The sequence below is a fragment of the Stenotrophomonas maltophilia genome, assembly GCF_006970445.1.
Taxonomy (GTDB): Bacteria; Pseudomonadota; Gammaproteobacteria; order Xanthomonadales; family Xanthomonadaceae; genus Stenotrophomonas; species Stenotrophomonas maltophilia_AU.
The window spans coordinates 3,975,826-4,001,387 of sequence record NZ_CP033877.1 but is presented as its reverse complement, the minus strand read 5'-3'; the positions used below and the strand labels follow the sequence as shown (position 1 = coordinate 4,001,387).

At 61.2% G+C, this 25,562-nt stretch carries 23 protein-coding genes and 1 tRNA gene; 19 read left to right on the top strand and 5 right to left on the bottom strand.

What is annotated here, in order from left to right; all coding sequences use genetic code 11:
* Window positions 1–48 precede the first annotated feature (48 nt).
* Both ribA and EGM71_RS18315 read right to left on the bottom strand, forming a co-directional pair.
* Window positions 49–1,185 (bottom strand): GTP cyclohydrolase II RibA, encoded by a 1,137-nt coding sequence (ribA, locus tag EGM71_RS18320; RefSeq protein ID WP_188486220.1) that lies wholly within the window; start codon window positions 1,183–1,185, stop codon window positions 49–51.
* A gap of 87 nt (window positions 1,186–1,272) precedes the next feature.
* Window positions 1,273–2,193 (bottom strand): lauroyl acyltransferase, encoded by a 921-nt coding sequence (locus EGM71_RS18315; RefSeq protein WP_188486218.1) that lies wholly within the window; start codon window positions 2,191–2,193, stop codon window positions 1,273–1,275.
* A 61-nt stretch (window positions 2,194–2,254) separates the two neighbouring features.
* Between EGM71_RS18315 and dtd the strand changes: the two genes are divergently transcribed.
* The 14 genes from dtd to EGM71_RS18250 all read left to right on the top strand — a co-directional run bounded on the left by dtd (window position 2,255) and on the right by EGM71_RS18250 (window position 20,379).
* Complete coding sequence (gene dtd, locus EGM71_RS18310) at window positions 2,255–2,695, top strand: D-aminoacyl-tRNA deacylase (RefSeq protein WP_014038624.1); 441 nt, start codon at window positions 2,255–2,257, stop codon at window positions 2,693–2,695.
* Window positions 2,696–2,785: 90 nt separating this feature from the next.
* The gene (rpoD, locus tag EGM71_RS18305) at window positions 2,786–4,639 is read left to right on the top strand and encodes an RNA polymerase sigma factor RpoD (protein WP_188486216.1); all 1,854 of its coding nucleotides are present in this window, start codon (window positions 2,786–2,788) and stop codon (window positions 4,637–4,639) included.
* 137 nt (window positions 4,640–4,776) lie between these two features.
* A complete protein-coding gene (locus EGM71_RS18300; protein ID WP_188486214.1) occupies window positions 4,777–5,445 on the top strand; it encodes a hypothetical protein in 669 nt (222 codons plus the stop codon).
* A 52-nt stretch (window positions 5,446–5,497) separates the two neighbouring features.
* Window positions 5,498–5,573, top strand: a tRNA-Ile gene (locus EGM71_RS18295).
* Between the two features lie 177 nt (window positions 5,574–5,750).
* A complete protein-coding gene (locus EGM71_RS18290; RefSeq protein ID WP_188486212.1) occupies window positions 5,751–6,965 on the top strand; it encodes a tyrosine-type recombinase/integrase in 1,215 nt (404 codons plus the stop codon).
* A gap of 839 nt (window positions 6,966–7,804) precedes the next feature.
* On the top strand, window positions 7,805–8,515 hold the full coding sequence (locus EGM71_RS18285; protein ID WP_188486210.1) for a hypothetical protein: 711 nt from the start codon (window positions 7,805–7,807) through the stop codon (window positions 8,513–8,515).
* 634 nt (window positions 8,516–9,149) lie between these two features.
* Window positions 9,150–9,686, top strand: coding sequence for an HNH endonuclease signature motif containing protein (locus EGM71_RS21010; protein WP_188486208.1), 537 nt, complete (start codon window positions 9,150–9,152; stop codon window positions 9,684–9,686).
* 1,183 nt (window positions 9,687–10,869) lie between these two features.
* Window positions 10,870–11,232: a hypothetical protein gene (locus EGM71_RS18275; RefSeq protein ID WP_188486206.1), complete on the top strand. Its 363-nt coding sequence runs from the start codon at window positions 10,870–10,872 to the stop codon at window positions 11,230–11,232.
* Between the two features lie 192 nt (window positions 11,233–11,424).
* Window positions 11,425–13,140, top strand: coding sequence for a transglycosylase SLT domain-containing protein (locus EGM71_RS18270; protein ID WP_188486204.1), 1,716 nt, complete (start codon window positions 11,425–11,427; stop codon window positions 13,138–13,140).
* A gap of 3 nt (window positions 13,141–13,143) precedes the next feature.
* Window positions 13,144–15,519: a hypothetical protein gene (locus tag EGM71_RS18265; RefSeq protein ID WP_188486202.1), complete on the top strand. Its 2,376-nt coding sequence runs from the start codon at window positions 13,144–13,146 to the stop codon at window positions 15,517–15,519.
* Window positions 15,520–16,665: 1,146 nt separating this feature from the next.
* Window positions 16,666–16,956, top strand: a complete 291-nt coding sequence (locus EGM71_RS21005) for a DUF5681 domain-containing protein (protein ID WP_223224498.1) — start codon at window positions 16,666–16,668, stop codon at window positions 16,954–16,956.
* Between the two features lie 1,358 nt (window positions 16,957–18,314).
* Complete coding sequence (locus EGM71_RS18260; RefSeq protein ID WP_188486200.1) at window positions 18,315–19,073, top strand: DUF1828 domain-containing protein; 759 nt, start codon at window positions 18,315–18,317, stop codon at window positions 19,071–19,073.
* Window positions 19,074–19,170: 97 nt separating this feature from the next.
* Window positions 19,171–19,785, top strand: a complete 615-nt coding sequence (locus EGM71_RS18255; RefSeq protein WP_188486198.1) for a hypothetical protein — start codon at window positions 19,171–19,173, stop codon at window positions 19,783–19,785.
* A gap of 165 nt (window positions 19,786–19,950) precedes the next feature.
* A complete protein-coding gene (locus EGM71_RS18250; protein WP_188486196.1) occupies window positions 19,951–20,379 on the top strand; it encodes a BLUF domain-containing protein in 429 nt (142 codons plus the stop codon).
* Between the two features lie 137 nt (window positions 20,380–20,516).
* Here EGM71_RS18250 and EGM71_RS18245 read toward each other — a convergent pair whose 3' ends face one another.
* Window positions 20,517–20,798, bottom strand: a complete 282-nt coding sequence (locus tag EGM71_RS18245; RefSeq protein WP_188486194.1) for a hypothetical protein — start codon at window positions 20,796–20,798, stop codon at window positions 20,517–20,519.
* 269 nt (window positions 20,799–21,067) lie between these two features.
* Here EGM71_RS18245 and EGM71_RS18240 point away from each other — a divergent pair, with 269 nt between their 5' ends.
* Window positions 21,068–21,568 (top strand): hypothetical protein, encoded by a 501-nt coding sequence (locus tag EGM71_RS18240; protein WP_188489897.1) that lies wholly within the window; start codon window positions 21,068–21,070, stop codon window positions 21,566–21,568.
* Window positions 21,569–21,608: 40 nt separating this feature from the next.
* On the top strand, window positions 21,609–21,827 hold the full coding sequence (locus tag EGM71_RS20970) for a helix-turn-helix transcriptional regulator (RefSeq protein ID WP_188486192.1): 219 nt from the start codon (window positions 21,609–21,611) through the stop codon (window positions 21,825–21,827).
* A gap of 40 nt (window positions 21,828–21,867) precedes the next feature.
* Here EGM71_RS20970 and EGM71_RS21000 read toward each other — a convergent pair whose 3' ends face one another.
* Window positions 21,868–22,173, bottom strand: coding sequence for a helix-turn-helix domain-containing protein (locus EGM71_RS21000; protein ID WP_188489895.1), 306 nt, complete (start codon window positions 22,171–22,173; stop codon window positions 21,868–21,870).
* Window positions 22,174–22,193: 20 nt separating this feature from the next.
* Entirely contained in the window at window positions 22,194–22,562 is a 369-nt protein-coding gene (locus tag EGM71_RS18225) for a hypothetical protein (protein WP_188486190.1), read from the bottom strand.
* Between the two features lie 461 nt (window positions 22,563–23,023).
* Between EGM71_RS18225 and EGM71_RS18220 the strand changes: the two genes are divergently transcribed.
* The 3 genes from EGM71_RS18220 (at window position 23,024) to EGM71_RS18210 (ending at window position 25,366) form a co-directional block, all read left to right on the top strand.
* Entirely contained in the window at window positions 23,024–23,260 is a 237-nt protein-coding gene (locus tag EGM71_RS18220; RefSeq protein ID WP_188486188.1) for a helix-turn-helix transcriptional regulator, read from the top strand.
* Between the two features lie 263 nt (window positions 23,261–23,523).
* Window positions 23,524–24,471 carry a YagK/YfjJ domain-containing protein gene (locus EGM71_RS18215; protein ID WP_188486186.1) on the top strand — a complete coding sequence of 316 codons (948 nt, stop codon included), beginning with the start codon at window positions 23,524–23,526 and terminating at the stop codon, window positions 24,469–24,471.
* A gap of 382 nt (window positions 24,472–24,853) precedes the next feature.
* A complete protein-coding gene (locus tag EGM71_RS18210) occupies window positions 24,854–25,366 on the top strand; it encodes an AAA family ATPase (RefSeq protein ID WP_223224497.1) in 513 nt (170 codons plus the stop codon).
* Window positions 25,367–25,562 lie beyond the last annotated feature (196 nt).

Genomic DNA, 25,562 nt, shown 5'->3' with positions numbered 1-25,562 from the left:
CGATGGCGGCCGAGACCGCACCGCGCAGACGGTAGCAGGTCGGCTGCGTTACTGGGCAGCCTGGATCAGCGCGTCGACATCCAGCATGTGGCCAGCACGATCGGCCTTGGTGCGCAGATAGTGTTCGTTCTCGGCGGTGATCTCGCCGGTGACCGGAATGCAGTCCAGCACCTCGATGCCAGCGTTGCGCAGGCGCTGTGCCTTGGTCGGGTTGTTGCTGAGCAGGGCCACGCGCGAAATGCCCAGGCCGTGCAGCATCGCCACCGCGCTGCCGTAGCGGCGCTCGTCCGCACCGAAGCCCAGCTGTGCATCGGCATCGATGGTGTCCAGGCCGTCGTGCTGGTAGCCGTAGGCGCGCATCTTGGCGGCGATGCCGGTGCCGCGGCCTTCCTGGTCCAGGTACAGCAGCACGCCGCCGCCCAGTTCCTTCAGCTTGCGCAGGCCCCGCCGCAGCTGGTCGCCGCAGTCGCACTTGAGTGAGCCGAACAGGTCGCCGGTCAGGCACGAGGAGTGCACGCGTACCGGCACCACCGCCGACAGGTCCGGTTCGCCGACGATGATCGCGACCTGGTCGCGCTGGGCCACGCCGCCGCGGAACACCGCGAAGGTGGTCATGCCGACGTCGCGCAGCGGCACCGGCGAGCGCGCCACCAGTTCGTAGTCGTGGGTGGCGTGGGCCGCGCCCTCGGCCAGATCGCAAAGCGCCACTTCAGCAGCGCCATTGAAGGTGCTGTCATCTGCATCCAGGCGCACGGCCACCATCGCCGGCAGCAGCAGGCCCAGGCGGGCCAGCTCCACCGCGCCGGCATCGAAGGCATCGCCGGCCGTCCAGCCGTCCGGCATCGGGCCAGGCTCGCGCAGGTAGCCCAGCGAGGGCAGGGCATCGAAGGCAACGCCGGCCAGCGGCAGGCGCACGCCTTCCGGTGCCTCCACGCCGAGCACGCGGGCGCGGGTGGCGGTCAGGAACAGGTAGTGGCGCTCGCGTGCGGCACTGGCGAACGTGGCGAAGCTGCTGGCGGTGGCGCTGTCCAGGGCGATGACCGCCAGGCGCTGGCCCTGGCCATCGTGGAGCAGCACCGGGCGACCGGCACGCAGTTCGGCCACCGCGCGTTCGCAGCGGATCGCGGCGGGGTCGCCGAACAGGGAAGAGGCAGCAGGCATGGCAGGACCGGGGGAGGCGGACATCGCAGTCTCTATGGGGGCGCCGGCGTCGTATTCAACGTGGTGCGGCCGCCGGTCGCAGGGGCCGGATGGGCCTGGGCGCGAAGGCCGTCAGTGCGGATGCTCTTCGGTCGCATACGGATCTTCCTCGCCGCTGCCCGGTGGCCGCAGCGTATAGCGCTTGTAGGTCCACTGGTACTGCGTCGGGTCGCGGCGGGCGATGCGCTCGATGCCGGCATTGAGCGCGGTCGCCGCCACCTGCGGGTCCGGGTTGGCCACGGCCGGGTCGGTCGGCTCGATGTGCAGGGCGAACTCCATGTCGGGCCCGATGCGCTCGCACCAGCCATACAGCACGGTGGCGCCGGTGCGCTCGGCCAGCCGGTTGACCAGGGTCATGGTCAGCGCCTGCACGCCGAAGAACGGCACGAACACGCCATCGCCGGCCTTGGGTTGCTGGTCGGGCAGGATGCCGGTGGCGCCGCCATCCTTGAGCACCTTGAACAGCTGGCGCACGGCCGGGCCCTCGGCGCGCACCTGCTGCACATTCTGGCCGCCGCGCACCAGCTGCAGGAAGGCGTCGCTGGCCTCGTCTTCCGGCGGCTTGTAGACGATGGCGATCTGCCCGCGCGAGGCCAGCCACTGGTTCAGCAGCTCCCAGTTGCCGAAGTGCGGCGCGGCCACGATCACGCCCTTGCCGCTGGCCAGGGCCGCGTCGTACAGGGTTTCGCCGTGGCGCTGCTTCAGGTGCAGGCGCAGGTTGTCGGCCGGCCTCTGGCTCCACAGGCGCAGGGTCTCGATGGCCTGCAGCGCGGTGGAGCGCAGCAGTTCGCGGTGCAGGCGGTCGCGCGCCGGACCGTCCAGTTCCGGGTAGGCCAGTTCCAGATTGCGCCGGGTGACGCGGCTCTCGCGGGCATTGAGACGGACCCACGTCCACGCCAGGGCGTGCGCGAACCCCCGCAGCAGGGGCCAGGGCAGGCGGGCGAACAGGGTGGTGGCGCGGTAGACCAGCCGGGCTTTGCGTTGCGGATTCATCGGCGCCAGTTTAGCCAAGGGCGCTGCTATCGTGGCCGGCCCCGTTCATTGGAAGCCCACGATGCTCGTCCTGATCCAGCGTGTCAGCCAGGCTGCCGTCCATGTCGACGAGGAGGTGGTGGGGCAGATCGGCCCCGGCCTGCTGGCCCTGGTCGGCATGGAGCCGGGCGACACCGAGGCCCAGCTGCAACGCATGGCCGAGCGCCTGCTGGGCTACCGGGTGTTCGCCGACGAGGCCGGGAAGATGAACCGGTCGCTGCGCGACACCGGCGGCGGCCTGCTGCTGGTCAGCCAGTTCACCCTGGCCGCCGACACCCGTTCGGGCATGCGGCCGAGTTTCACCAGCGCGGCGCCGCCGGACGAGGCTGAACGCGGGTTCAATCGATTTGTCGACATCTGCCGTGAAAATCACGCGCCAGGGGTGGAAACGGGCCGGTTTGGTGCCCATATGGTCGTCAGCCTGGTCAATGACGGTCCCGTGACCTTCCTTCTCAGGCCCTGAGCCTGCGGGACCACCGCCCGGCAGGCGGGGCCCCGGGCTGGTATAATGCTACGTTCCCTATTTCTCCCTAGCCGGTGGCGCGAGCACTACATGGCCAACGAACGTCCTGCCCAATCCGAAATCAAGCAACTGATCAGCAAGGGCCTGGAACAGGGCTACCTGACCTACGCCGAAGTCAATGACCATCTGCCGGACGACATGGTCGACCCGGAACAGATCGAAGACATCATCGGCATGATCAACGGCATGGGCATTGATGTCCATGAAGTTGCGCCGGATGTGGAAACCCTGCTTCTCAACGACGGCAACACCGGTAACCGCGAAGTCGATGACACCGCGGCCGAAGAAGCCGCCGCCGCGCTGAGCGCGCTCGACACCGAAGGTGGCCGTACCACCGACCCGGTGCGCATGTACATGCGCGAAATGGGCACCGTCGAGCTGCTGACCCGCGAAGGCGAAATCGCCATCGCCAAGCGCATCGAGGAAGGCCTTTCGCAGGTCCAGGCCGCCCTGGGCCAGTTCCCGGTCTCGGTCGAGTCGCTGCTGACCGACTACGAAGCCCACAAGGAAGGCAAGAAGCGCCTGGCCGAAGTGATCGTCGGCTTCAACGACCTGGCCGACGAAGTGCCTGCGCCGGCCGCAGCTGCCACTGATGACAGCGACGATGCCGACGCCGACGGCGACGAGGACGAGGACGATGATGTCGAGGGTGGCGAGGAAGAAGCCGCACCGACCGGTCCGGACCCGGAGGAAGTCGCTGCGCGCATGCAGGCGCTGAGCGATGCCTTCAATGCCTTCAAGAAGGCGGCGACCAAGGGCGACAAGAAGAACCTGCCGCGCCTGCGCGAAGAGATGTCGGCGGTATTCGTCACCCTGAAGCTGCCGCTGCCGCTGACCGATGTGCTGACCAAGCAGCTGCGCGACACCATGGCGTCGATCAAGGCCCATGAGCGCCGCGTGCTGAACCTGGCGACCGTCACCGCCCGCATGCCGCGCAAGGACTTCATCCGTTCCTGGGAAGGCAACCAGACCAACCTGGAGTGGGTGGAAGACGCACTGAAGCGCAAGCAGAAGTGGTCGTCGGCCCTGCGCGAAGTGAAGGACCAGATCATCGCCGAACAGCAGGCGACGATCGACATCGAGAAGCTGACCCAGCTGGACCTGGAAGAGCTGAAGGAAATCAGCCGTGCCATGGCCTACGGTGAAGCCAAGGCGCGCAAGGCCAAGAAGGAAATGGTCGAGGCCAACCTGCGCCTGGTGATCTCGATCGCCAAGAAGTACACCAATCGCGGCCTGCAGTTCCTCGACCTGATCCAGGAAGGCAACATCGGCCTGATGAAGGCCGTGGACAAGTTCGAGTACCGCCGCGGTTACAAGTTCTCGACCTACGCCACCTGGTGGATCCGCCAGGCGATCACCCGCTCGATTGCCGACCAGGCACGCACCATCCGTATTCCGGTGCACATGATCGAGACGATCAACAAGTTGAACCGCATTTCCCGCCAGATGCTCCAGCAGTACGGCCGCGAGGCTACGCCGGAGGAACTGGCCAAGGAAATGGACATGCCGGAAGACAAGATCCGCAAGGTGATGAAGATCGCCAAGGAGCCGATCTCGATGGAAACCCCGATCGGCGACGACGAGGATTCCCATCTGGGCGACTTCATCGAGGACACCAACGTGGAGTCCCCGATCGAGAACACCACCAACATCAACTTGTCTGAAACCGTGCGCGACGTGCTGGCCGGCCTCACCCCGAGGGAAGCCAAGGTGCTGCGCATGCGCTTCGGCATCGACATGAACACCGACCACACGCTGGAAGAGGTCGGCAAGCAGTTCGACGTGACCCGTGAGCGCATCCGCCAGATCGAAGCGAAGGCCCTGCGCAAGCTGCGTCACCCGAGCCGCTCGGAGCAGCTGCGCAGCTTCCTGGATATCGATTGACGGGTATCCGCTGCATATGAAGCACCCGACAGACCCCGCGCAAGCGGGGTCTGTTTTTTTTTTGCCTGCGGACGTCCGCGTTGCGTGCGACGGGATAGGATGCGTGTCCTGTTTTTGTACTGGTCAATGGAATGCCGATGAAACTACCGATCCTGCTGCTCTCGCTTTCACCGCTGATTGCCTGGGCGGATACTCCGCAACCACCGCCATGCAATGCCGAGAGTTTCTTCAGCAGCCAGTTCGACTATGCCGTGGGCCGCGTGGTCGACGCCGGGCAGGTGCTGCTGCTGGGCGAGGCAGAAGGCTGCCTGGACGAGGAGCGGGAGGGTTGCCGCAGTGGCGAGGAGATGGAACCGGGTACCGGCCTGGTGATCGGTGACCGCTGGAACAGCTACTACTGCGTGAAAGCACGTCCGCCGAGCAAGGAAGTGGTGGGCTGGGCGCCGGAGTCGCGCGTGATGAAAACGAGCAACTACTACGAGACCAGCCTGACCAGCTGGGTCGCCCATTGGGAACGCAGTGACGGAAATGCCATCGACATCGCAGCCAAGGGGGACGCATTCGAGCTGAGCACGCAGGAGGGCGGCGAGGGGGCGGCACCGCGGTTCCTGGGCCGCGCTGCACCGGAGGAGGACGAAGACGTGCTGCATCTGCGCCAGGGTGACTGCACAACACGTGTACTGCTGCGCGGCGCCGACCTGGTGGTGGCTGACAACGGACAGTGTGGCGAGCGCGAGCGCCGCCTGCGCGGTGAGTACCACAACCGTGCGCCGTTGGATCGGTTGATGCAGCGCCTGGGGCAGTAGTGGCGCGCAGTGGAAACCCTTTGCAGGCCTCACTACACTGTGAGGCTGCGCCGGGCCTATAGCTCAACGGTTAGAGCAGGGGACTCATAATCCCTTGGTTTCAGGTTCGAATCCTGATGGGCCCACCACATTGACGTCCAGCGAAGTCCAGAGGCGTCCAGATGCACCCGGCATAGCCTGTTTTTACGGTACTTAGCCGTCCATCGGCATCCGTCGGCATCCACTTGCATCCGCAAAAAAAGTGAGTCAGGCTGTGAGTCGAGGGTAGGTAATTCCCGACCCTGACTCACTGGCGGATGACTCACATGCTCACCGACACCAAAGTTCGCACACTGAAGCCCAAGGCAGCGGCCTACCGTATCGCTGACTCGAATGGGCTATGCATTGAGGTGCGTCCAACAGGGTCGAAGGCTTGGCGGTACCGCTATAGGTACGCCGGTAGGGCCAGCATCGTCACCCTCGATGAGTACCCCTCAATGTCGCTGCAGGCTGCTCGCGTCGAACGTGACCGTCTACGTGCGCTGCTGCGTGGCGGAGCCAATCCCGCTCAGGTGGCAAGGGTCGAGAAGGCAGTGCAAGGAGAGCGCGCCGCAAACACCTTCGGAGCCATCGGGTTGGAGTTGCTCGCCAAGCGAACGAAGGAGGGCCTTTCCCCTGGATCCGTTGTGCGCGAGCGTCGGCTGATCGAGAAGGATCTGGCTGGGTTGGCGGATCTGCCTGTTGGGGACATCACTGCGCCGGTTCTGCTGGCTGCGCTTAGGAAGCTGGAACAGCGAGGCGTAGTCGAGACTGCCCATCGGGCTAGGGCTCACGCTGGTCGAATCTTCCGCTACGCCATCGCTACGGGTCGTGCTGATCGGAATCCCGCTCAGGACCTCACAGGAGCGCTTGAGCAGCCTCAGACCAAGCACTTTGCCAGCATGACCGACCCTGCCGTTATAGGTGGCCTTCTGCGTGCACTGTGGGGCTACCAGGGGGCACTGGTCACACAGGCCGCGCTAAAGCTAGCCCCAATGCTATTTGTCCGTCCCGGGGAGCTGAGGCAGGCGAAGTGGGCCGACATCGACCTTGAAGCGGCAGAGTGGCGCTACGTCACCAGCAAGACCAAGACTCCGCACATCGTTCCTCTCTCGAGCCAAGCCGTGGAAGTGCTGAGGGACCTGTATCCCTACACCAAACGCAGCGAGTTCGTGTTTCCGGGTGTCCGTAGTGCCCAAAAACCTATGAGCGAGAACACGCTGAACGCGGCGCTGCGAAACCTTGGATTCGACTCAGACACGATGGTGGGCCATGGCTTCCGAGCGATGGCAAGAACGGTGCTGGATGAAGTGCTTGGCTATCGCCCGGACTACATCGAGCATCAGTTAGCGCATGCCGTAAAGGATCCGCTTGGGCGGGCCTACAACCGGGCAACCCACCTGCCGGAACGCCGGAAGATGATGCAGGCTTGGTCTGACTATCTCGACCAGCTGCGCGTTTCAGAACCTAACGTGCTGGCCTTCAAGGCCAAGCGCGCCTAAACCTTAGAGGGGCCTTAAGGAGGGCCAGCAAGGCAGTAGAACCGCATAAACAAAGCGGCCGAGGAAGGGGCGGCAACCCCTGGCTCGGCCTACCACAACCGACTATTGGAGAGTCGATCATGGATAGCGTGAGTATAAGTGCTGCCTCCGGGAGCACGGATAAAGATCCCGTCACGGGTGAGCCGGCCATTCAGGCCCGTGACCCGATTGACGAACTCTTGGCAATGGGGGTGGCTCCCCGCTTGCTCATCTCTCATCAACTCGTTTGCATGGACTGGCTGGCCGTGCACCGTCGAGACAGGTTCTGCCTGTGCCACTACGACAACACAGGCGCAGTCGTGACGGAAATGGTGGGCGCCGACCAGCTTCTCACTCGTGCACAGGAGATCGGTTGGCGGCCCGTCGAGGACCCGATGGGACCTAGCGCGGGTTGCCACCTATTCGAAGAGGCTTCGTACAATCTGCGACGAGGCATTCACTGGTATGCGAGTGCTTACGACGACACTGACGAAATGCTTCCTCTTGGCTTTCCTGAGGTCGCGCTGATAGCGGGACGACAGCGGCAGCGTCGGCGCGATGCGGCAGCGGATAGACGCTTCAAGCGCGCACAGCGGGAGACTGCCAAGCGGGCGCGGGAAAAGGCAAGGCGGAGTCTCGAGAGGCTTGCAGAAGACCTGCTGCGTAATCCACCTGCCGACCGCCCTGAGCTCAGATCAATGGCCCAGGCGAGACGCGCGGCCCGCGATCTAGTGAACGACACTATCGCCCACCTGAGTGGCCCTAGGTAGGATGTCGGAAGCTCGGGAAGCCCCAGGCTTGAGACCACATCGGAGCAGCGTATGAGTACGACCCGATATTTCATGAGTCAGGAGGCGGAAGCCGCTTGGCGGAAGCTGACGGCATCTGCAGAGTATGCGCTGTGCCTGGATTCCCTGAAGGGAAAAGATCGGAGGCCCGGGATTTGGGCGGGGACGCTGGAGGACTGGGTTGGCGGTGTAGTGATGCACGGTCTCGCAGAACTGGAGCCATTCGAAAAGATGACATCCAAACAGCGGCAGGAAGCCTCAAAAAGGATGGTCGCCCACTGTGAGGCTCTCCGGGAGCTGCTCATACCGTTCTATGACGAGAAAAGTGGCCTGAATTGGCCCTTTCAGCCCGATCTGGATCTCGCTGCGCTCAACAGCGCGATCAACTACCAAGCTGCCCATCCTAGTGATTTCGAAGATCTTGACGAAGATGAAAGAGAGGACGCGTTCAACCGAATTCGGTTCTCTATCTATCACGGGATCAGGATGGACCTAGGACTCGTCTTTGACGCGATCCACAATGGCGCGCTTCGCCTGGCCGAATTAGAGACAGAGGTAAAGAGGCCGAATGACTCTAACGTAAGGAGGCTGCGCTTTATCCGGCGAGTGACTAGCAAATTCATGAGGGAGTTTGGTACGCCGCACAGAGCGCTGGTGCTCGCGCTAACCTCGGTTTTCTTTAGCACTGAGGACTTGGACGAGGCCGCTATCTCCAAGCTGGCTCCAGTCTCGAAGAGGGCGTAGGCCGACGACACTGAATCAGAATCGGAATTCCTGATTCTGATTCAGCTGAGCCAAATTCTTAAATTGCAGATTTGACGGCATGTTCCCTTAGGTCCCGCATCCATAAATTTCGACTCACCCGCCGCGCACAGCGGCCACACGGTGCAGTCAATGGATACGTATGGACATCGGGACTTCCGGCCCTTCATCCCGGAATGCGCGAAGGTAGGAATCGGTCGCTCCAAGGCATATGAGCTGGCAAAGGCCGGTCTTCTTGAGACGGTCAGCATCGGCACGCGTCGATTCGTCTACCTCGATAGTCTTTACACACTACCCGCACGCCTCGCTGCGGCCTCTACGGGGGTCGCAGCGTGAACGGGTTCAATTTTTCCTGTCTTAACCGGGAGCAGTCGGGTCTTCTGGATGCCGCCGGGTGGACCGCTGGCTGCGCTCGCCCAGCCCCTACGCGGCGCGCCGTCAGGGAATTGGTAGAGCGTGGGCTCATTGAGGCTTACCCCGCCATGCACGAGGACAACCACGGACCGTACAAGGTGATCGAGTACTACGTTCCGCAAGAGGTCCAGCGGGCCTGGCAGGCGTTGAACGCCTCAAAGGGACAGGGGATTGACCCAGGGGACCAGGAGGAGGGGCAGCTATGACGGAGCAGACTATTGGTCAGCTTGTTCCACACGCGTCGTCTGGCCTCCTTGTCAGTCTTTCTACCGGACGGATCTTTGACCGGGATGGATCAGAGGTAGGGATCCAGACTTCGGACACCTACGTCAGGGTGATACGGCGCCAAACGGCGGCCCATACACGCGTCACTTGGTACGCACACCGATTGGTATGGGAAGCCGCTCACGGACCTATTCCCGAGGGCATGCAGATTGATCATCTCGACTCCAACGCAGGTAACAACGCGCTGCCCAACCTGGATTTGGTAACCCCCCAAGAGAACCGCGCCAGGCAGGCAAGGAAGAACTTGGCGTTGTATGGCTGCAGATCACCGTACTGCAAATTGACGCCCGACCAGGCAAGCGCAATCCGCGATAGCGCGGGGAGCATTCCGGCAAAGGTCTGGGTCAAGCGACTCGGGATATCCCTTCGCACGGTGAACCAAGTTCGTAGCGGACAGACCTGGGCGCACCTCCCCGGGAAGCGGGCCGCGAAGGCACGTCGCAAGAAGCCCTAATCGGCTTCATACCTATGCCCTTGGGGGGTGTATGCACAGCACAAGTGAGGATCGCGATATGCGGTCCGTGGTGGGGCAATCATTTGGGCGGGCCCCCAAACCAGCAAGCAAGAAGCTTCGCCAGAAGCTAACTGGACGAAGTCAGACGCCGCCATTTCTACGGATTGAGCACCGAATCTCGGATTCGGAGGAGTTCGGTCGCCTGTCCGGGAATGCCGTCAAGCTTTTGCTGGAGCTGGCCCGCCAGTACCGACCAGGCAAGAACGGCGATTTGAGTATTCCGTGGTCGATGCTCTCCCTGAGGGGGTGGAGAAGCAAGGCGACAGTTCAAGCGGCGAAGCTCGAGCTTCTCGTTGCGGGCTGGATCATCGAGACGAGAAAGGGAGGCAAGAACATGTGCAGCCTTTTCGCTCTGACCTACTACCCGGTCGATGAGTCTCCCAAGCACCTCGAGCCAGCTACGACCGTTGCGCCCAATTTGTGGAGGACACCGCGCGATGGCTAGTCGCTATGTGGGCCAATTAGGTCGCTATGTGGGCCAACTGCGGAGAGAGTTAGCCCACATACAGACCTATGAGGTCGCTATGTGGGCCAGTCAAGCGGTTATCCACACCCCTTCGAGGTCGCTATGTGTACACCCTTCTAGATATATACCAAGCGGAGCGCGCTCTTCATCGCTTCCAGTGCTTCTGAAGCCTTGCTCTAGGGAGGGCGCCCCTTGAACGGTCGAGCACAGTTCAAAGCCAGCCCAAAGCAGGTACAGGCCCCGGAAATTCCAGGGCTGTCGAAGCCGTGGGTGGAGGGGTCGACTAATGTGGATCGAGCTTCCAAGGCCCTTGCCGCTGCTTTCGGTTGCGGGCCATGCATGTCACTGCCTGCACAGGCGACTTGGGTGGAGGTTCTTCCAGATGAAGACGGCTCACTTGATCCAGCGGGGCTAGCCATCCACACCAGGGGGCGCGTAGTTCAGGGCGCTCGCGGATACCTGCCCAAAGGTACACGGGCAAGAGCAGCTGCTCTACGGACCTTTAAGGCTGAGGACCGGCAAGCAGCCGAGGACTTCGACCAAGTAGCGAACATGCGTGCGGACGCGTGCGCTACGCGTGTCCGACGCGTACGGCGCTGGGAGAACCACAGTTTTGCAGGAGCGTTGGTCATCCCGACTGTGAGGCCGGTGCGGCCAGTGCTGCTGGCATTGTCCGACGCGTCACTTGATGGCCCGCTTGAGGCATGGCTGATGGTCTATGCAGCACAGAGGATGGAGCTTTGGCCCAAGGTCGAGCTCTATCTGACCGTGATGGGGCATACAGCTGAAGTGGCAAGGGCGGCGGCGGCCAAGCTTCTCGGCGTCGGGCGTAGCTACAAGGACGGCGCGCGCAGTTTCGGAGTTCGAGAGGCTACCTATCGGAAGCAAGTGTCGACCGTCGAATCCATTCTCTGGGACTGGCTCGAGCGGGCCAGCTATGCCCTGCTGGAGGAGCTCGGCGAGAGTACAGGATGGGATGTGGGGGTGGGGAGGATCTTGAACATGACGGCGAATGGGTAGCCAGTAAACCCAGCCCTTTCCTCTGGGTTCTTTGTCCCGGGCGCATTTGCCCGGGAGCGATTTACACCTGCCAAACGCCATAAGTAGTAGGGGCTCTACTACCCAAGGGCGGGCTCCTGGGCGGCGTCATCGAGTGGTGGCGCCGCCCACTCCCATCCGGCGCATGAGACGCCCTAGAAGCACAGGAAGCAAATGAACTCCTACATTCACAATTTCTTCGGCAGGGTCACGCCGAGATGGCAGGGTCTGTCCGAGAAGGACCAAGGCGCGGTTGCTCGCCAGAGCCTGCTATCCGCTGGACTTGCCATGCTCCGGCCGACCGGAGGCAACTTTGGCGCCGCATTGGCAAATGGCATCCAAGGTGGACTTCTCTCAGTCAATCAAGGCGTGAGCGATGCCGAGAACGCCCGCTACAAGGACGAAATCCTCGCTCGGACTCGCCAAGGCATGCAGCGGAACGCGGCTATTGAAGAGGCTCAGCGAGGCGTGCTGAACCAAGACGGATCGCTCAATGAGGGCTCATGGAGTCAGTGGGCAAGTGTCGACCCCGTAGGCGCCCAGGAGTTCCGGCAGAAGGTGAGTCCGAAGGCGAAATGGGAGCCGGGCCAGATTGGCTACCGCGATCCCAGGACGGGGAAAGAGGGGCTGCTGGATGTCATTCGCAACACCGATACCCAGGAATACCGGGATCTCCAAGGCAACATCATCAGCGGAGGCCTACTTGGCTCTGGAGCCGCTGCGCCGCAGTTGCCGAGTGCCGGTCTTCTGTCGCCTGACGCAGCGCAGCTGCAGATGCCCAGCGCGGGGCTGCTGGGTTCTGACCTCATTCCGGGTTTGGAACAGGCAGTGATGCAGGTTGAGTCGGGCGGCAATCCGGCTGCCGTATCGAGCAAGGGTGCGGTAGGCACCATGCAGACTATGCCTGGCACGCTGCGCGATCCGGGCTATGGCGTTGTTCCGGCCCGCGATCAGTCACCGGCAGAGCAGGAGCGTGTCGGAAAGGATTACCTGCAGGCCATGCTTCGCCAGTATGCAGACCCGCGTGCTGCTTTGGCTGCGTACAACTGGGGTCCGGGCAACGTCGACAACGCCCTGCGCACCGCAGGCGGCAATGTAGATGCCATGCTCGCATCCGCCCCTGCAGAGACGCGTGCCTATGTCCCTAAGGTGCTTGCGCAAGCAGGCCAGGCGAGGCAGCCGGGAACTGCGGGTCTGGAAATTGGCTTCAGACCCGATCGTTCGGCTCGTCAGGTGGAGCGCCAAGCTCCGTCTGGCTACCGCTTTAGTGCCGATGGCTCACAGCTAGAAGCTATCCCTGGCGGCCCCGCAGACCGAAAGAACAATCCTGCCCCAGGGGATCTGGCTCAGGCGGAGCAGGCGCTGCGGAAAGAGTTCATCGCCCAGACCAAGGTCCCCCAGACAGTGGTCAACTCTTACGAGCAGATCGCTCAGGCTGCGAGGAATCCATCTGCACAGAACGATCTTGCGTTGATCTTTTCTTACATGCGCATGCTTGATCCCACTTCGGTGGTTCGTGAGGGCGAGTTCGCGAATGCTCAGAACGCTGCTGGCGTTCCGGACCGCATCCGCAACGAGTACAACAGGCTCCGAGATGGTCAACGACTGAACCCAGAGCAGCGAACTGGCTTTGTTAACTCCGCCAAGGGGCTGCACGACCAGGCAAAGTCGCAGATCGACGCCTACAGAGAGCAGTACTCAGGGCTGGCACGGGAGTACAACTACGCGCCGGAACGTGTGGTGGGTAGGGCCACTGCAACCAACGGTGCGGCACCACGCGGGGCATCCGCAGTTCCCGCAGCGGCGGTGGACTTCCTTAGGAAGAACCCCAGCATGCGTGCTGCCTTCGAACAGAAGTATGGCGTTAGCGCAGACGAATACCTGAGGTAGCCAATGGAAAGAAATCCATTTGATCAGTTTGATGCCCCATCGGGTGCTTCTTCGACCGGGCAGAACGTCTTTGACCAGTTCGACCAGCCCGATGAGATCGTGACGCTCCCTGCCGTACAGGCCGCCAAACCCGATTTCAGCGAGGTAGCGTCCAGCTGGGATAGCACCGCCGAGTTACCAGGCAACGCCCTAGGTCGGTGGCTAGGCCAGTACGGCGGGCGCCAAGTCCTTCAAGGCGCGGGCGGACTTCTCGGTGCCGTTGGCGGTGACGCTTTCAATCACTATGTCGTGGATCCGATTCGGCGCCGCCTGCACGAACCTACGGAAGAGGACATCGCTACGGGGCGGGACAGCTTCGTTCCGACTGCCCCGTATCGCCAGGTCGGCGAGCAGATTGCGGATGAGTTGGGCATGCAGCGGCCCCAGACGAAGGCGCAGCGCATTGTTTCAGACATTGGCGAAGGGCTGACCGGTACCGCACTCACCTTGGGCGCAGGCTCTGCGGCTAGCGGTGGCAGAGGGCTTGCCCAGACTGCCGGCGAGTTCTTTGCCGCAAATCCTGTCCTGCAGACCGCTGCCACAGTGGCAGGCACAGGTGCAAGCTCAGCCGTTCGTGAGGCGGGTGGTGGTACTGGTGCACAGGTAGCCGCTGGGCTGGCTGGTGGCTTCGCCCCAGGCGTCGCTTCGGCGCTTCCTGGCATGCGTAGCGGCTTTGTTCCTCAGGCCGTCGCAGATGCTACCCGTGGAGCACTGAGAGGCCGCAATGCTTCGGGTGAGCGCGTGACCGCGCAGGACGTGGAGCGGGCGATTTCCGATTTCGCGGCAGCAGGGACTTCACCGAGTGTGGGCCAGGCAACGGGCGGGAGGTTTGCCCAGGCTACAGAAACCATGTTGGGCAACGTTGCTGGCGGCTCAGGTCCGATTGCGCGTCTTGCGCGCAACCAGGCGGATAGCGCCAACGCGGCGATTGGTCAGTACGCGGCGGAACTCTCTCCACGTGGCCGAGCCATGAGTCCAGAGCAAGCAGGACGTACCATCCTAGAAGGAATTGAGGGGAAGAGCGCTGCCGCCTTCGTCCCCAAGACGGCCAAAAGGGCGGAGGAGCTTTACGTTCGAGTCTCGAAGCAAATTGCACCGGATGCACGGGTGCCTGTGGAGAACACGCAAAGGGCGCTTGCCGATCTGAACGCCTCCATTGAAGGAGCCCCCAACGTTGCGCGCCTATTCCAGAACGCTCGCATTCGAGGAATCGGCGGTGCATTGGACGAGGATGTCGGCGGAATGGAGGCAGCACTGCAGCGTCCGGATGTACAGCGCCAAGCAGAGCAGCTGAAACAGCAGCTTGAGGGGCAGGCGCAGCGGACAGCTGCGGAGAACGCGCGCCTTCAGTCACTGGGGATGCGTGGCTCGCTTCCCGTTCTGACGCCTCAGCAGATCGACGAGCAGGTGGTGACCGCCGTATCTGGAATGGCCGACAACCAACTGCCGTATCAGGCGCTTACCAAGCTTCGCACGCTGGTTGGGCGGGAGCTCGATAACTACTCCTTGGCTGACAGCGTTCCCCGGGACAAGTGGAAAACGCTCTATGGGGCACTTACGAAGGATATGGAGGCCGCCGCCACGACACCCGAAGCGCGGCAGGCTTGGAGTCGGGCAAACGCCTACTACGCGGCGCGTAGCAATCGAATCGACACCGTGGCGCATGTGGTGGATAAGAGCGGCGGACCGGAGGCTGTTTACAGGGCGGCGTTTGGCAACACCCGAGAGGGTGCGACCACGTTGCGAGCGGTGATGCAGTCGTTGCCCAAGGACGCCCAGCGTGAAGTATCGGCGTCCTTCATCCGCCGCATGGGCCGGGCCACTGGCAGTCAGCAGAATGCGGACAGCGACGTCTTCAGTATGGAGACGTTCCTCACCAACTGGGCGAACATGAGCACTGAGGCAAAGCGGGTGTTGTTTGACCGGCATGGCCTAGGCTTCCGGCAGGACATGGACAGGATCGCCAGGATGACGGATCGAATTCGGCAGGGAAGCTCGGTGTTCCGCAATCCCTCGGGATCCGCTCGGCTGATCTCCCTGATAACTCAGTCGGCAGGTACTGCCAGCAGCGCCGGTAGCGCATTGGTGGCGGGTAGCCCGCTGCTGGCCGCAGGGATTGTCTCTGGCTCGATGGCGCTGGCGGGTGGCTTGAATGGATTGGCCCGCCTTATGACCAGCCCGGGCTTCGTGCGCTGGGTTGCGCAGAACGGCGAGAAGCCAATTGGTGAGCTGATACCGCAAGCGCGTTTGCTGCGGGAAATTGCAGAGCGGGAAGACAACCCGGATCTGGATGCGTTTGCAGATCGGCTTGAGGCTACGAGGCCACAGCGAAGCCCGTAAAGGCGAGCACTACCAAGCACGCCAGTAGAACGGGGACTGCGATCAGCAAGCCGGCAAAGGCAAGGCCGTACAGGCCGCCCTTCCGTCCGTCAGAAACGCGGTTGCTTTCCAGCGGCTGCGGCAGGGGATAGCTCGTCTTTTTCCAAGCGTCCATTTCCCGTCCATCGGAGAGGTGTGGGGTCAGGATACACCTGGCCCCGCTACTCAAACACTTAAGAAAATGAATGGGCACGGCAGGTGCCCAAGGGGTAAGTAATGGCAGGTTCTAGAGTTCCAGCCTTCTTCGCGGGGGCGCGCAATCGCGTTGTTAACGGGGCGGTACCAGGGAATGTCTTTGACGCTCGCGGAAACTACATGGGCAACGGCGGGCGAGCCGCCATAGCCACCGGCATCAAGTTCCTCGCAAACATGTTTGTCCCTGGCACCGGGTTGCTTGTGGATCGGGGTCTATCCGGCTGGGTGAACCGAGGGGCTGACTACGGTATCGGTGGCCCAGTCATGGAGCAGGTTGATATCCCGGGTGCTCCCGCGTCGAGCCGAGCATTCACTGCGCCCACGCCTTCGCAGATGACAGCACAGAACCTGGGCCTAGGCGCCCAGCGTCCTGGCGGCAGCTGGTACGGCTACACGGGAGGAGCTGGCTCTATGGGCAGCTTCGGCAACACCCAGTTTGGCAATGGGATGGCAAGCATCGGCCAGTGGAACCCACAGAGCGTATGGGGCCAGCAGGTAGCGGCTCCGACCGGGTCGAACCTTGGTCTGGGCAACAACGTGGGCGGCTTCATTGGGGGCGGCTCAGGCGGTGGTAGCGGCCAAGCAACTGGAGGCGGCATGCCAGGCATCGTAGGCGGCCGATTCGCAGGCAGTAACCCCGTGGACTACAAGCGCGGGTTCATCACGACCAAGAAGGCTTAGGAGACGAGCCATGACTCCTTCCTTATCGCCCTCAGCAGTGAAGGGCATCGCTGCAGTGATGCTTCGAGCTAACACAGGTCAGCGTGTCTACCTTGGCGGCTTGGACGTTACCGAGGTCGCCGCGAGCTTCCTACGGCGACACGTGGCGGAGGTGGGTCTGGGCGCTGCGGACAGGGCATTCCGTAGGCACGGACTTGCACTGGTAACAACTGAAAACAATAGGTGAAAGCTATGGCATTTAAGCCAGGGCAGTCGGGCAACCCGAGTGGCCGGCCCAAGGTAGATTTCGAGGTTCGGCAGTTGGCGCGAGAGTACGGCCAAGAGGCCATTGAGAAGCTGGTGACCATCATGCGGGGCGATAACGCTGCTCTCGCCAAGGCGGCCAGCGAGGCATTGCTGGATCGTGGCTATGGCAAGCCGGTCCAATCGGTTGGCGTAGACCCTGACTCGGCACCCGTCCAAGGGATCACGGTCCACTTTGTCTCCCCTGCACCATCCGAGGAGGACGGCAGTCATGGTTGAGGATCGGACCTCGATTTCTACTGTAGAAGTAGATGGAGCTGTCGAGTCCTGGGACGGTGTGACCTACGAAGTCTTCGCTGCCGAACGACAATGCCTGCCTGAGGATTTCGAAGGCCGGATGCAAGTGGCTACCGCTGCAATTGGCGCGCCTTGGAGGGCGTACGACCTACATGACGGGCGATGCCCCGTCCTGAGCGGTGGCAACTGCCAATGCGGGTTGGTCAGCTACTTCAGCAATGGACGGTGGATCGCCGGGGTGGATATGTTCCATTCGATCCAGGACATTTTCCCACTGCACTAGCCTTACTTCCGGGTCTCCTTGCAGACGTACATGTCCCACTCCTTCTCGTAACGGCAGCCAACGCCGCACTCATAGCTCCCGAGGTCGTCGGATGGGTTTTCAGCGGCCGATTGCCTGAGTGCGCTAATGGAGGCGCTTTGGCATTGTTCGAATGACTCGTAGTGGCCGTAGATCGCCCTGGAGGCGTCTTCAGCAGCCAAGGATCTCCCGGGAGGGTAGACGAAGGCCGTCCAAGTCTCTGGAGGTTTGGCGCAGGCCCCAAGGAGTGCGAGGGTGGGTAGGACGACGAGCGACAGTCTAAGCATGGCCGGATCCTTGGCGTTCCGGGGCAGCCTATCAGCATCACCATGCGTCCGCATTGCGACCGCATCTGCCAAGCATGACGAACGCAATGCAGCGGCTTCTTGATCCCGTGGTATGTCCATGGCACGGGCGGATCGGGTAGTCGGGGGCGGCGGCGTTGGAAGAACGGGCTTCAGAGAGTTAGCATCTGACCAGGGTAGGGGGGGGCGACAGGGGGCCTCCAACCGTCTTAGAGGATCGTTTGGGCCTTACTGAGGAGCGTCATGGACTGGATGCAGCAGTGCCGCGAAATCTGTGGACGGGCAAAGTACGTTGGTGAGGAGATCGTTTGGGACGCTCGCGATGACCATGCCGGCGCGCTTGCGGCTCGTTCCGCAGTCTTGGACCGTAGTCGGATAGTGATCCCGGGCCTGGAGTTTTTGGGTGAGGTCCAATATCGATCCTACGGCCCATACCAAAAATACAGTCTGATGCAGCTAAATGGAGGGCGGCGGCTGCGCGTCTTTGCCCTGGAGGTCATGCCCAGCCATAGGCGTTCTCATGTCGAGCCAGGCTTGGAGATCTATGGAAGTCATATCCAACTCGGTGACGAGCGAGAATTTGGGCTCTCGCATCGAGCGAGAGGGGTAAAATCGAGCTTGGATGTAAGCTCTGTTAGAGGATGGATCGAGCGATTTCAGAGACACGCGCGGGTGTACGATAGCGACGCGTACCCACTAAAGCCTCCTTTTGTCGGCGATCTCTTTAGCGATCCATGAACATGCTCAACTGCCAGGATCTAATGCGGATGTTGGGTTGGCGCTGCCAATACCTTGAGCAGCATGATGCTCTATATGTCAGCACGCCTATTGTGTTGCCGGGCGGATCGCCATTGGACTTCTATCTAACTCAGTCCCGAGGCATGACACATTTCACGGACGACGGCCTGACTCTTTTCCATCTCCGTGGACTGGGCTTCCGACTGGATGACAATCGATCCGTGCGTGGTATAGCGCAGATTGCGAAGGGCTTTGGTTTCGACATTGATCAAGCAGGATGCATTGTGGGCTCAATCCCCAATGATGATGGGCAGACGCTCGGCCGAGCAATCATCCAGCTTTTCTCGAAAATTGTTGCTTGGCAGGAGGAGCATTTTGACGCTCGCGACGCGGATCAGACGCTGGCGGAGGAAGTCGAACGGCTTATGAGAGGAAAGGCGCCCGACGTGGCTATCGAGCGATACCCCGTCGTGCGCTTGTCGAACGGTGAGAATGTAGACTTCATGTTTAAGTGGGGGCGTCATCTCGTTGATGCTATTCCGGCCGATGCACGTGCTACGAGCTCTCGCATGAGAAAGGCAATTCTGGTGCAGCGAGACGTAGAAACAGCGCTGGACATTCTGTATATCGTCGACGACCGGCAAAGGCCGGTAAAAGCAGCTAGCGAAACTGCATTGTTGGGACAGATAGCGAAAGCAATGAAGCTCTCAGATTTCCAAGATTATTACACCCCTGATCTCGCTCCTTTGCATTAGGAGTCATGGGAAGGCATCGAAACGGTCTGACGGTTGGCCGGTCTCGACAGGCATGAGTGGGGAGGCGATATTCTGCGGACCTGTCGATGAGTCCGCTATGAGCATCCTCAACGTTCTGCTCACTCCTGATCATCTGGTCGTCGCAGTGGACACCTTGGCGGAGGACGCCCGAACAGGTGCGCATTCGGCGGGGGCCAAGCTGCTGTTGATCCCTCAACACAATCTGGTGCTGGCCACTCGCGGTTCCACCCAGTTCTTCCTTCGCATCTACGAGCTGGCGCTGCAGGCAAGCTTCCGCGCGGACTTCACGATGGAGCAGCTATCGGTTGAGCTGGGGTTGGTTGTGGACCAGCTATGGCCGAACTATGAGAGGGCAGCGGCGGAGGCCGGCCTGCCGCTCGATCAGCTCGGTACTGAGTTGGTGCTGGCTGGCTGGTCGCCGAAGAACGGTCGAATGATGGCTACGGCGTATGCCAAGAACGACAGTCAGCATCCGACCCGAGTCCAGCCTATCGGCGGCCAGTTGGCGTCGCCAGGCGAGCCTCTCCAAGCTGTGACGCCGAGCATGGCCCAGACGGATCTGTTGGCCCATGCGCGCCTGCAGGCTAGCTACCTCAATCAGCAGGTGGGAAGAAAGGTGGCTGGCGGCAGGCTGCTGGCCGGGTTCCTGCAGAAGGGGCAGGCGGTGGTGAAGGACCTAGGGTTGATCTGAACCAGAGTGGTGCTGACCAGCTAAGCCGCACATGGCTGGAGGCTAGCCCTGCCGGCCGTGCCCAGGGTGTGTAGAGCCAAATTGTGACGTCGATCCGGCCTTCTCGACGCGCTGCTTACGGAGTCGGCTCTACGCTCGGTCTCCCCGAGGAGCCCGGAGAGTGCCATGCCCAACAGGGCCGTCGTTTTCGTAAGTGTGGTCGCACCCCACCTCGATGCGGAGCATTTGGCCGCGATCATGGCGGACGCGGCTCGATTCAACAGAAGCGCGGGTGTCAGCGGTGTAACCCTGTACGACGGCAGGCGATTTCTGGCGTACATGGAAGGGCCGCCGGATGGTCTGGATGTTGCGTTCTCCAGAGCTGCAGGCGCCTCAAGCCATGCCGAGTTGATGGAACTGGCCAGGGGGAGGGTGGGGCAGCGCAGGCTACCGTATTGGCCGATGCGCGTCTTGCCGGTGTCACCCGACGAACTGCTGCAATTGATCCGGGCGGACTGGACCTCGTTCGTGCAGCGAACGGTCGGGGAGTATCCGCCGGTGACGGCAATGGAAATGCTGGTGACGTTGGTTCAGCCCTTTGCAGAGGCGGCCTAAGCGACATCACAACCCGCAATGTATGCGAATTGACGATTTCGTCAAATCGACGATGCAGGGCTTTACAATTCCTTCGCAGAGCGATTCGGGCAGGTGGCCGCTTGCTGCTCGGGCGCACGAAAGGCACAGATTGCCGTTCAGTGATGAGTGTTAAATACTCTTTTGAAAACGACGCGATCCTTGTACTTTTCTTTGATGAGCTTCGCTAGGCCAAATACGACGATAGCGAACGCTGCTGCGCCGACGTAGACGTTGAAGGTAACAGCTAGATAGAGTCCAGAGATTATGGCGGCCAGCATCGCAGCCTGGCGAGCTTCCTTGGGGGCGCCATAGTGGACCTCCGCTCGGCAGCCTTGACAGACCCTAATCCCGAGCTGTGATTCTCTGAAGCAGTATGGGCAGCTGAGTACGAGTTCCATGCCTTCTCCTTGCGTTGACTGTGATTCTTTGTCAAGGGAGGATGGTTTGGTATCGGATTATTCCCGACACCTGGTCGGGGTTTTCCCTTGGTCACTGGAGCATCATTCGACGGTGGCTGTTGGGCTGGCATGCCAATTCATCTGGATCCGTGCCCGCAGGCAGCTCGCCCCTTGTGGCGCCTGCGCCGCGCCGGCACTATTCCGAACAGTTCAGTCAGGTCGCGATCCCGTTCGCAGGATCTGCGACCGCCGGCCGTATCCTTCCGATCATGTTTCCTTCGCACGGCTACCAAGGCTTCCGCACCGCCCCGATCCCCTCTGGCTGGGTCCAGTTGGGCGACACATGGGTGCTGTGGTGGAACGGCAGGCAGATCGTCAACGTCTCGGCAGCCAAAGATGGCAGCGTGCGCGTCCGACTGAACGCTCGGAAGATGTGGGATACCAAGGACGTGCGGGCCGCCAGCATCGCCCAGGGCAAGCGCTACGCCGAGCGCTGGTGCGCGGCCAGGCTCTACCCAGAGATGCGCCTGCGCGCGGCCGTGGCCCGATTGCTGGATACCACGCAGGTCGTCCCGCGCGGTCCATTGCTGGGCCTGCAGCCGACTCGCGAACAACAGCAGGCCCGGCGCTTGGCTGAAGCCGGGGCCTTAGAGATGGCGCGGATCAAGGAAGCGCTCGATCCGCGCAGAGTTCCAGCCGAGATCAAGCCCAGAGTAAAAGGCCCGACAAAGGCATGGATGAAGGCGAAGAGTGTTCAGAGCCGGGACTAGACTCGGATTTGGCCGTATGGGCTTGTAACAGGTGGAGGCTATGGCTGGGAAGCAAGCGAGAATATTGAACCTGCAGGCGGACCTCCAGAACATTGAGGTAGTGATGGCCAGGACGAGCTTGAGTCGCGCGACCATCTACCGCCGGATGGCGCTGGGATCCTTCCCTGCCCCGCGCAAGATCGGTGCTAGGTCGGTTTGGGTGAAGGCAGACATTGACAGGTTCTGTGCGGAGGTCGCGACACCCGAGTCTGGTGCATGAGGGCCAAGGAACCTGCCGCCAGGGCCAGTCCGGACCTCTGTTATTGAGCTATTCGCCTATGTCGCGGCTTCTTGGCCGCTTTGGTTCTGTTCGTCGCCAGCAGTCTTTCGAGTCGCTCATCAGCATCAGATAGGAGCGAGCCTGTGGGAGAGGTTTTCGGGAAGACTGTTGTGGGTGGGGGCATATACCGAGATCGCTGCCACCAAGCCTCTAGATCGGCAGCATGGATACGATCAGACTTCGCGCTTTGCCCCAGACGCATCGCAGTGAGCTGTCCATCGTTGATCGCCCTGCGAAGGGTTCGAGGGTGGCAGGCACAAAGCTCCGCAGCCTGAGCGAGCGTCATTAGCTTGTCAGCCGGAACCATTACCCCTTCCCCCTTCGCTGGTCGTATCGCCTCAGGCGAGCAAGAGCCTCCGCCACCCCAGCAGAACTCGGCACCATCGCTGGAGTGTTCGAGCCGACATGTCCGCGCGTAGTCCAGTCGCTCGCGTTTTGGATGGACTTATACAGCTCATTCTTCTCATAGAGCTGCTTGCCCATGAAGTTTCTGGGCACAAGGCCGAGATCAGGGGCGTTCCTTCGGAACTGACGGGATGACACCCCGCAGTAATGGGCCGCCTCGTCAACGGTGAGCCAGTCTTTCCCGCGAATGTCGAAACGGATGACCGCCAGCTGCTGGCGAAGAGCTTTGATCTCGTCCTGTAGGGAGACGTTGGATTCCGGGCTATCCATCTCGATCCCAGCCTGTGTGCCTGGCAGCACCGTGCCATAGAAAGAGCTACACGGTAACCCCAGCGATCAATCAACCGCATTTCAGACCCATAACACGATAGGGAGGGGTAGCAGCCTCTCTACTATGCCGGCGCAATGCCGGTTCCCTACTGACTAGGAGCCTATCGTGTTCATCGAACGATCCAATTCCCCCCTCGAGTACTTGGCCGCATTCGCGGTCGTCTTTCTGACTGCTCTGCTGGTGCGGTCCCCCATCGAATGAGTGCTATGCGGGGCGCCGATACGGGCCCCGCAACCCAGAAAGTTGGATCCCCCCCAAAAAAAAGTTGCATCCCCCCTCCAAGTCGACTCCTTATTTTTCAGTAACTTACCGACCACGGATCTGAGTGGAACATGCAGAGGCTGGCAGGCGCTGGCAACAGATCCGTACGCTCGCTCCACTCCCATCGGGCAAGAATGAAATGGACAACGGCGCCTTTCCCCACATTCGAATGCTTCGCCTCGCCGAGGTTCAGGCGCGGCTGGGCGTCGCGAGGTCAACCCTTTACGCATACCTCAATAAGCGCTCGCCGAGCTACTTGCCGGCATTCCCTAAACCTGTTCGTCTCGGCTCTACCGTAGCGTTCATTGAGCACGAGATCGAGAGCTTCGTGGTCGGCCTGATGCAGGCAAGGGAGGGGGCGCCGGACGAGCGCTAAGTTTTCATGGACGGGGCCAGCTCTCCCGTCCATTTCACCCCCAGTAGTGCCGCTTTCCCAGGGAGGAACTGCCAAACGGCTGGCGCATAGTGGTAGGAATGAATGTTGTTATATGTGGGTTGTTCTATTTGAGTAGAGCGGGTGTCACTATGAAAAGTGCTAGTGGTCTAATGCACCAGCGTGCGTACGTCTGGGGAGAGGATGGAACTAGGCACATCACTCACCAGCTGGACGCCGTATTCGAAGTGAAGCGGATTGTTGACATGATGGGCAAGCTCATCAGCAGTAAGGGCCCAGTCTTCCGTTGCTACAGGCGCGCAGGCAACGATTTTGTGGAGCGGACGAGAATTGGTGATGCGCTTGTCCTTTGCCTGAAGTCGGATCTGAAAATGATCGACGAGCAGTTCCCACAGCATCGGCACAGCCCGCTTTTTACGCTTTTCAAGCAGGTTTTTGGTGAGATCCATCTAGTTGGGCAGCGGCTTTGGCCTGAGGACATTGCAGCGCTGAATGCTGCAATTGCAGAGGCTCGTGCATGTGGCAAAGGAAAGGAGCTGCGCACGCACCTGAAGGATATGAAGCGCAGCGAGAGGTCGAACTCAACGGCCTGCGAGACTTTGCTTGACGGGTTGCGGCGTCGCTACTCAAAGCTGCTGGTGCTAAGGGTGGACTTCGAGTACTTCTCCACCTATTGCCCAGGTGTGGGTTTCCGGGGTCAAGTAATGACTCTGGATGAGGCGAAGGCTCATCGCGATAAGCTTCTCAAGTATCTCCGCAAGGGGCCGTACGGCAAGCACCTCGCCGGGTACATGTGGAAGATGGAGTATGGCTTCGAGAAGGGCTATCACTTCCACGTCGCCATCTTCTTCGACGGCCAGCGGGTAGCCAAAGATATCGTCCTGGCAGATGTCCTCGGCAAGTACTGGAAGAACGAGGTCACCGAAGGCAAGGGGATGTATTTCAACTGCAACAAGTGCAAGGAGGATTACGAGCGTTGCGGCATCGGCATGGTTAACCGCAGGGATGATGTGAAATGGTCATTTTTGGAAGAAGCAATGCGTTACCTGACCAAGGTCGACCTGTATCTGCGCTTCCAAGCCGGCAAGCGGACCAGAACATTTGCCACCAGCAACGCGTCCACCGGACGGACCAATGCGCCCCCTCAGGCACCTGTGCCTAGCATTGGAATGCAGCTTCGGCCCGCGATTTAGCAACGGGCGCAAATACGCCAACGGCGCGGTTGGAACCCATGTCCCTCAATGGGTCGTCAGGGCGTTGCTCTGACGGCCCTTCTTGTTAAGCGCGGTTGCCCCTGGCTACACGCGCCAGGACAGTCCTCCCATCCCACGGGCTGGCTTGCAGGATGTCTTCCGGCCAAGGACCTAGAGGTAGGGGCCCCAGTAGTGAGTCGATTTGCGAGTCAAAGTGGTTGTGACATCTGATTAAAATCAATTAAATCAGTAACTTGATTGTGTATTGCGGTTGCTGGTGGGCCACCGCAGGAATGGCACTTGGGTTCCGCCCAGGTGCTCTTTTTTTGTGCCGCGGGCAGAATTCACGTGGGGCAGGAGCGCGGGGTTGCCAGCGGTCCAGGTGAGCCTGATCGTCAGTGTCACGGATGTCCATGGTCATACCCCTCGCCTCTGCTATCACCTCCGAAACAGCGATTGGTCTCTGATGGCCGGTCTGTCTCTGAATGCAATGAAGGATGGCTCAACCACTATGGCAACGATTCACCTGGTCGAAGGGCCCGTCGGTGCGGGCAAATCCACGTTTGTTGCCGAGTTGCGAAGTCTGCATACGGCGGCAGGATTCATTCTGGACGCGTGGTTCGTACGGCTGTACAGCCCGGACCGTCCCGCCGCCAACCTGATGGAATGGTATGCCGCAAGGAAGGCGCGTTGCATGGCGCAGATATGGATCACAGCCTGCGAAGTGCTCGATACGGGTCGCGACGTTGTACTCGAGCTGGGCCTGGTGGAGAGAGCCAGCCGCGAGAGCTTCTACGCGCAGGTCAGGGAGGCGGGCCACGATCTGGCCGTGTATCTCCTGGATGCCCCACGTGACGTTCGTCGTGATCGCGTCCGCCAGCGCAATCGGGAGTAAGGCCCAACGTTTTCCATGGACGTGCCGGATGCCTTGTTTGAGTTGGCGAGCGACCATTGGGAGCCCATGGACCAAACCGAATGCGAGATCTGCGACGTCCAGGTAATCACCCGGATTCCAGGGTTTGCTTCTGATGCATGAGGGATATCAAGACTGTCGGGCGCTTCAGGAGCGATGTGATGGCGTGTCATCTGCC

Bases quoted from the DNA above. Each gene is read 5' to 3' on its own strand.
- EGM71_RS21010 (WP_188486208.1), top strand. From the start codon at position 9,150: ATGACGGAGCAGACTATTGGTCAGCTTGTTCCACACGCGTCGTCTGGC.
- EGM71_RS18220 (WP_188486188.1), top strand. From the start codon at position 23,024: ATGGACAACGGCGCCTTTCCCCACATTCGAATGCTTCGCCTCGCCGAG.
- EGM71_RS18225 (WP_188486190.1), bottom strand. From the start codon at position 22,562: ATGGATAGCCCGGAATCCAACGTCTCCCTACAGGACGAGATCAAAGCT.
- EGM71_RS21000 (WP_188489895.1), bottom strand. From the start codon at position 22,173: ATGACGCTCGCTCAGGCTGCGGAGCTTTGTGCCTGCCACCCTCGAACC.
- EGM71_RS18315 (WP_188486218.1), bottom strand. From the start codon at position 2,193: ATGAATCCGCAACGCAAAGCCCGGCTGGTCTACCGCGCCACCACCCTG.
- EGM71_RS18260 (WP_188486200.1), top strand. From the start codon at position 18,315: ATGAACATGCTCAACTGCCAGGATCTAATGCGGATGTTGGGTTGGCGC.
- EGM71_RS18245 (WP_188486194.1), bottom strand. From the start codon at position 20,798: ATGGAACTCGTACTCAGCTGCCCATACTGCTTCAGAGAATCACAGCTC.
- EGM71_RS18215 (WP_188486186.1), top strand. From the start codon at position 23,524: ATGATGGGCAAGCTCATCAGCAGTAAGGGCCCAGTCTTCCGTTGCTAC.
- EGM71_RS18265 (WP_188486202.1), top strand. From the start codon at position 13,144: ATGGAAAGAAATCCATTTGATCAGTTTGATGCCCCATCGGGTGCTTCT.
- dtd (WP_014038624.1), top strand. From the start codon at position 2,255: ATGCTCGTCCTGATCCAGCGTGTCAGCCAGGCTGCCGTCCATGTCGAC.
- EGM71_RS18290 (WP_188486212.1), top strand. From the start codon at position 5,751: ATGCTCACCGACACCAAAGTTCGCACACTGAAGCCCAAGGCAGCGGCC.
- EGM71_RS18255 (WP_188486198.1), top strand. From the start codon at position 19,171: ATGAGCATCCTCAACGTTCTGCTCACTCCTGATCATCTGGTCGTCGCA.
- EGM71_RS18300 (WP_188486214.1), top strand. From the start codon at position 4,777: ATGAAACTACCGATCCTGCTGCTCTCGCTTTCACCGCTGATTGCCTGG.
- EGM71_RS18270 (WP_188486204.1), top strand. From the start codon at position 11,425: ATGAACTCCTACATTCACAATTTCTTCGGCAGGGTCACGCCGAGATGG.
- EGM71_RS18240 (WP_188489897.1), top strand. From the start codon at position 21,068: ATGTTTCCTTCGCACGGCTACCAAGGCTTCCGCACCGCCCCGATCCCC.
- EGM71_RS18285 (WP_188486210.1), top strand. From the start codon at position 7,805: ATGAGTACGACCCGATATTTCATGAGTCAGGAGGCGGAAGCCGCTTGG.
- EGM71_RS20970 (WP_188486192.1), top strand. From the start codon at position 21,609: ATGGCTGGGAAGCAAGCGAGAATATTGAACCTGCAGGCGGACCTCCAG.
- EGM71_RS21005 (WP_223224498.1), top strand. From the start codon at position 16,666: ATGGCATTTAAGCCAGGGCAGTCGGGCAACCCGAGTGGCCGGCCCAAG.
- EGM71_RS18250 (WP_188486196.1), top strand. From the start codon at position 19,951: ATGCCCAACAGGGCCGTCGTTTTCGTAAGTGTGGTCGCACCCCACCTC.
- ribA (WP_188486220.1), bottom strand. From the start codon at position 1,185: ATGTCCGCCTCCCCCGGTCCTGCCATGCCTGCTGCCTCTTCCCTGTTC.
- rpoD (WP_188486216.1), top strand. From the start codon at position 2,786: ATGGCCAACGAACGTCCTGCCCAATCCGAAATCAAGCAACTGATCAGC.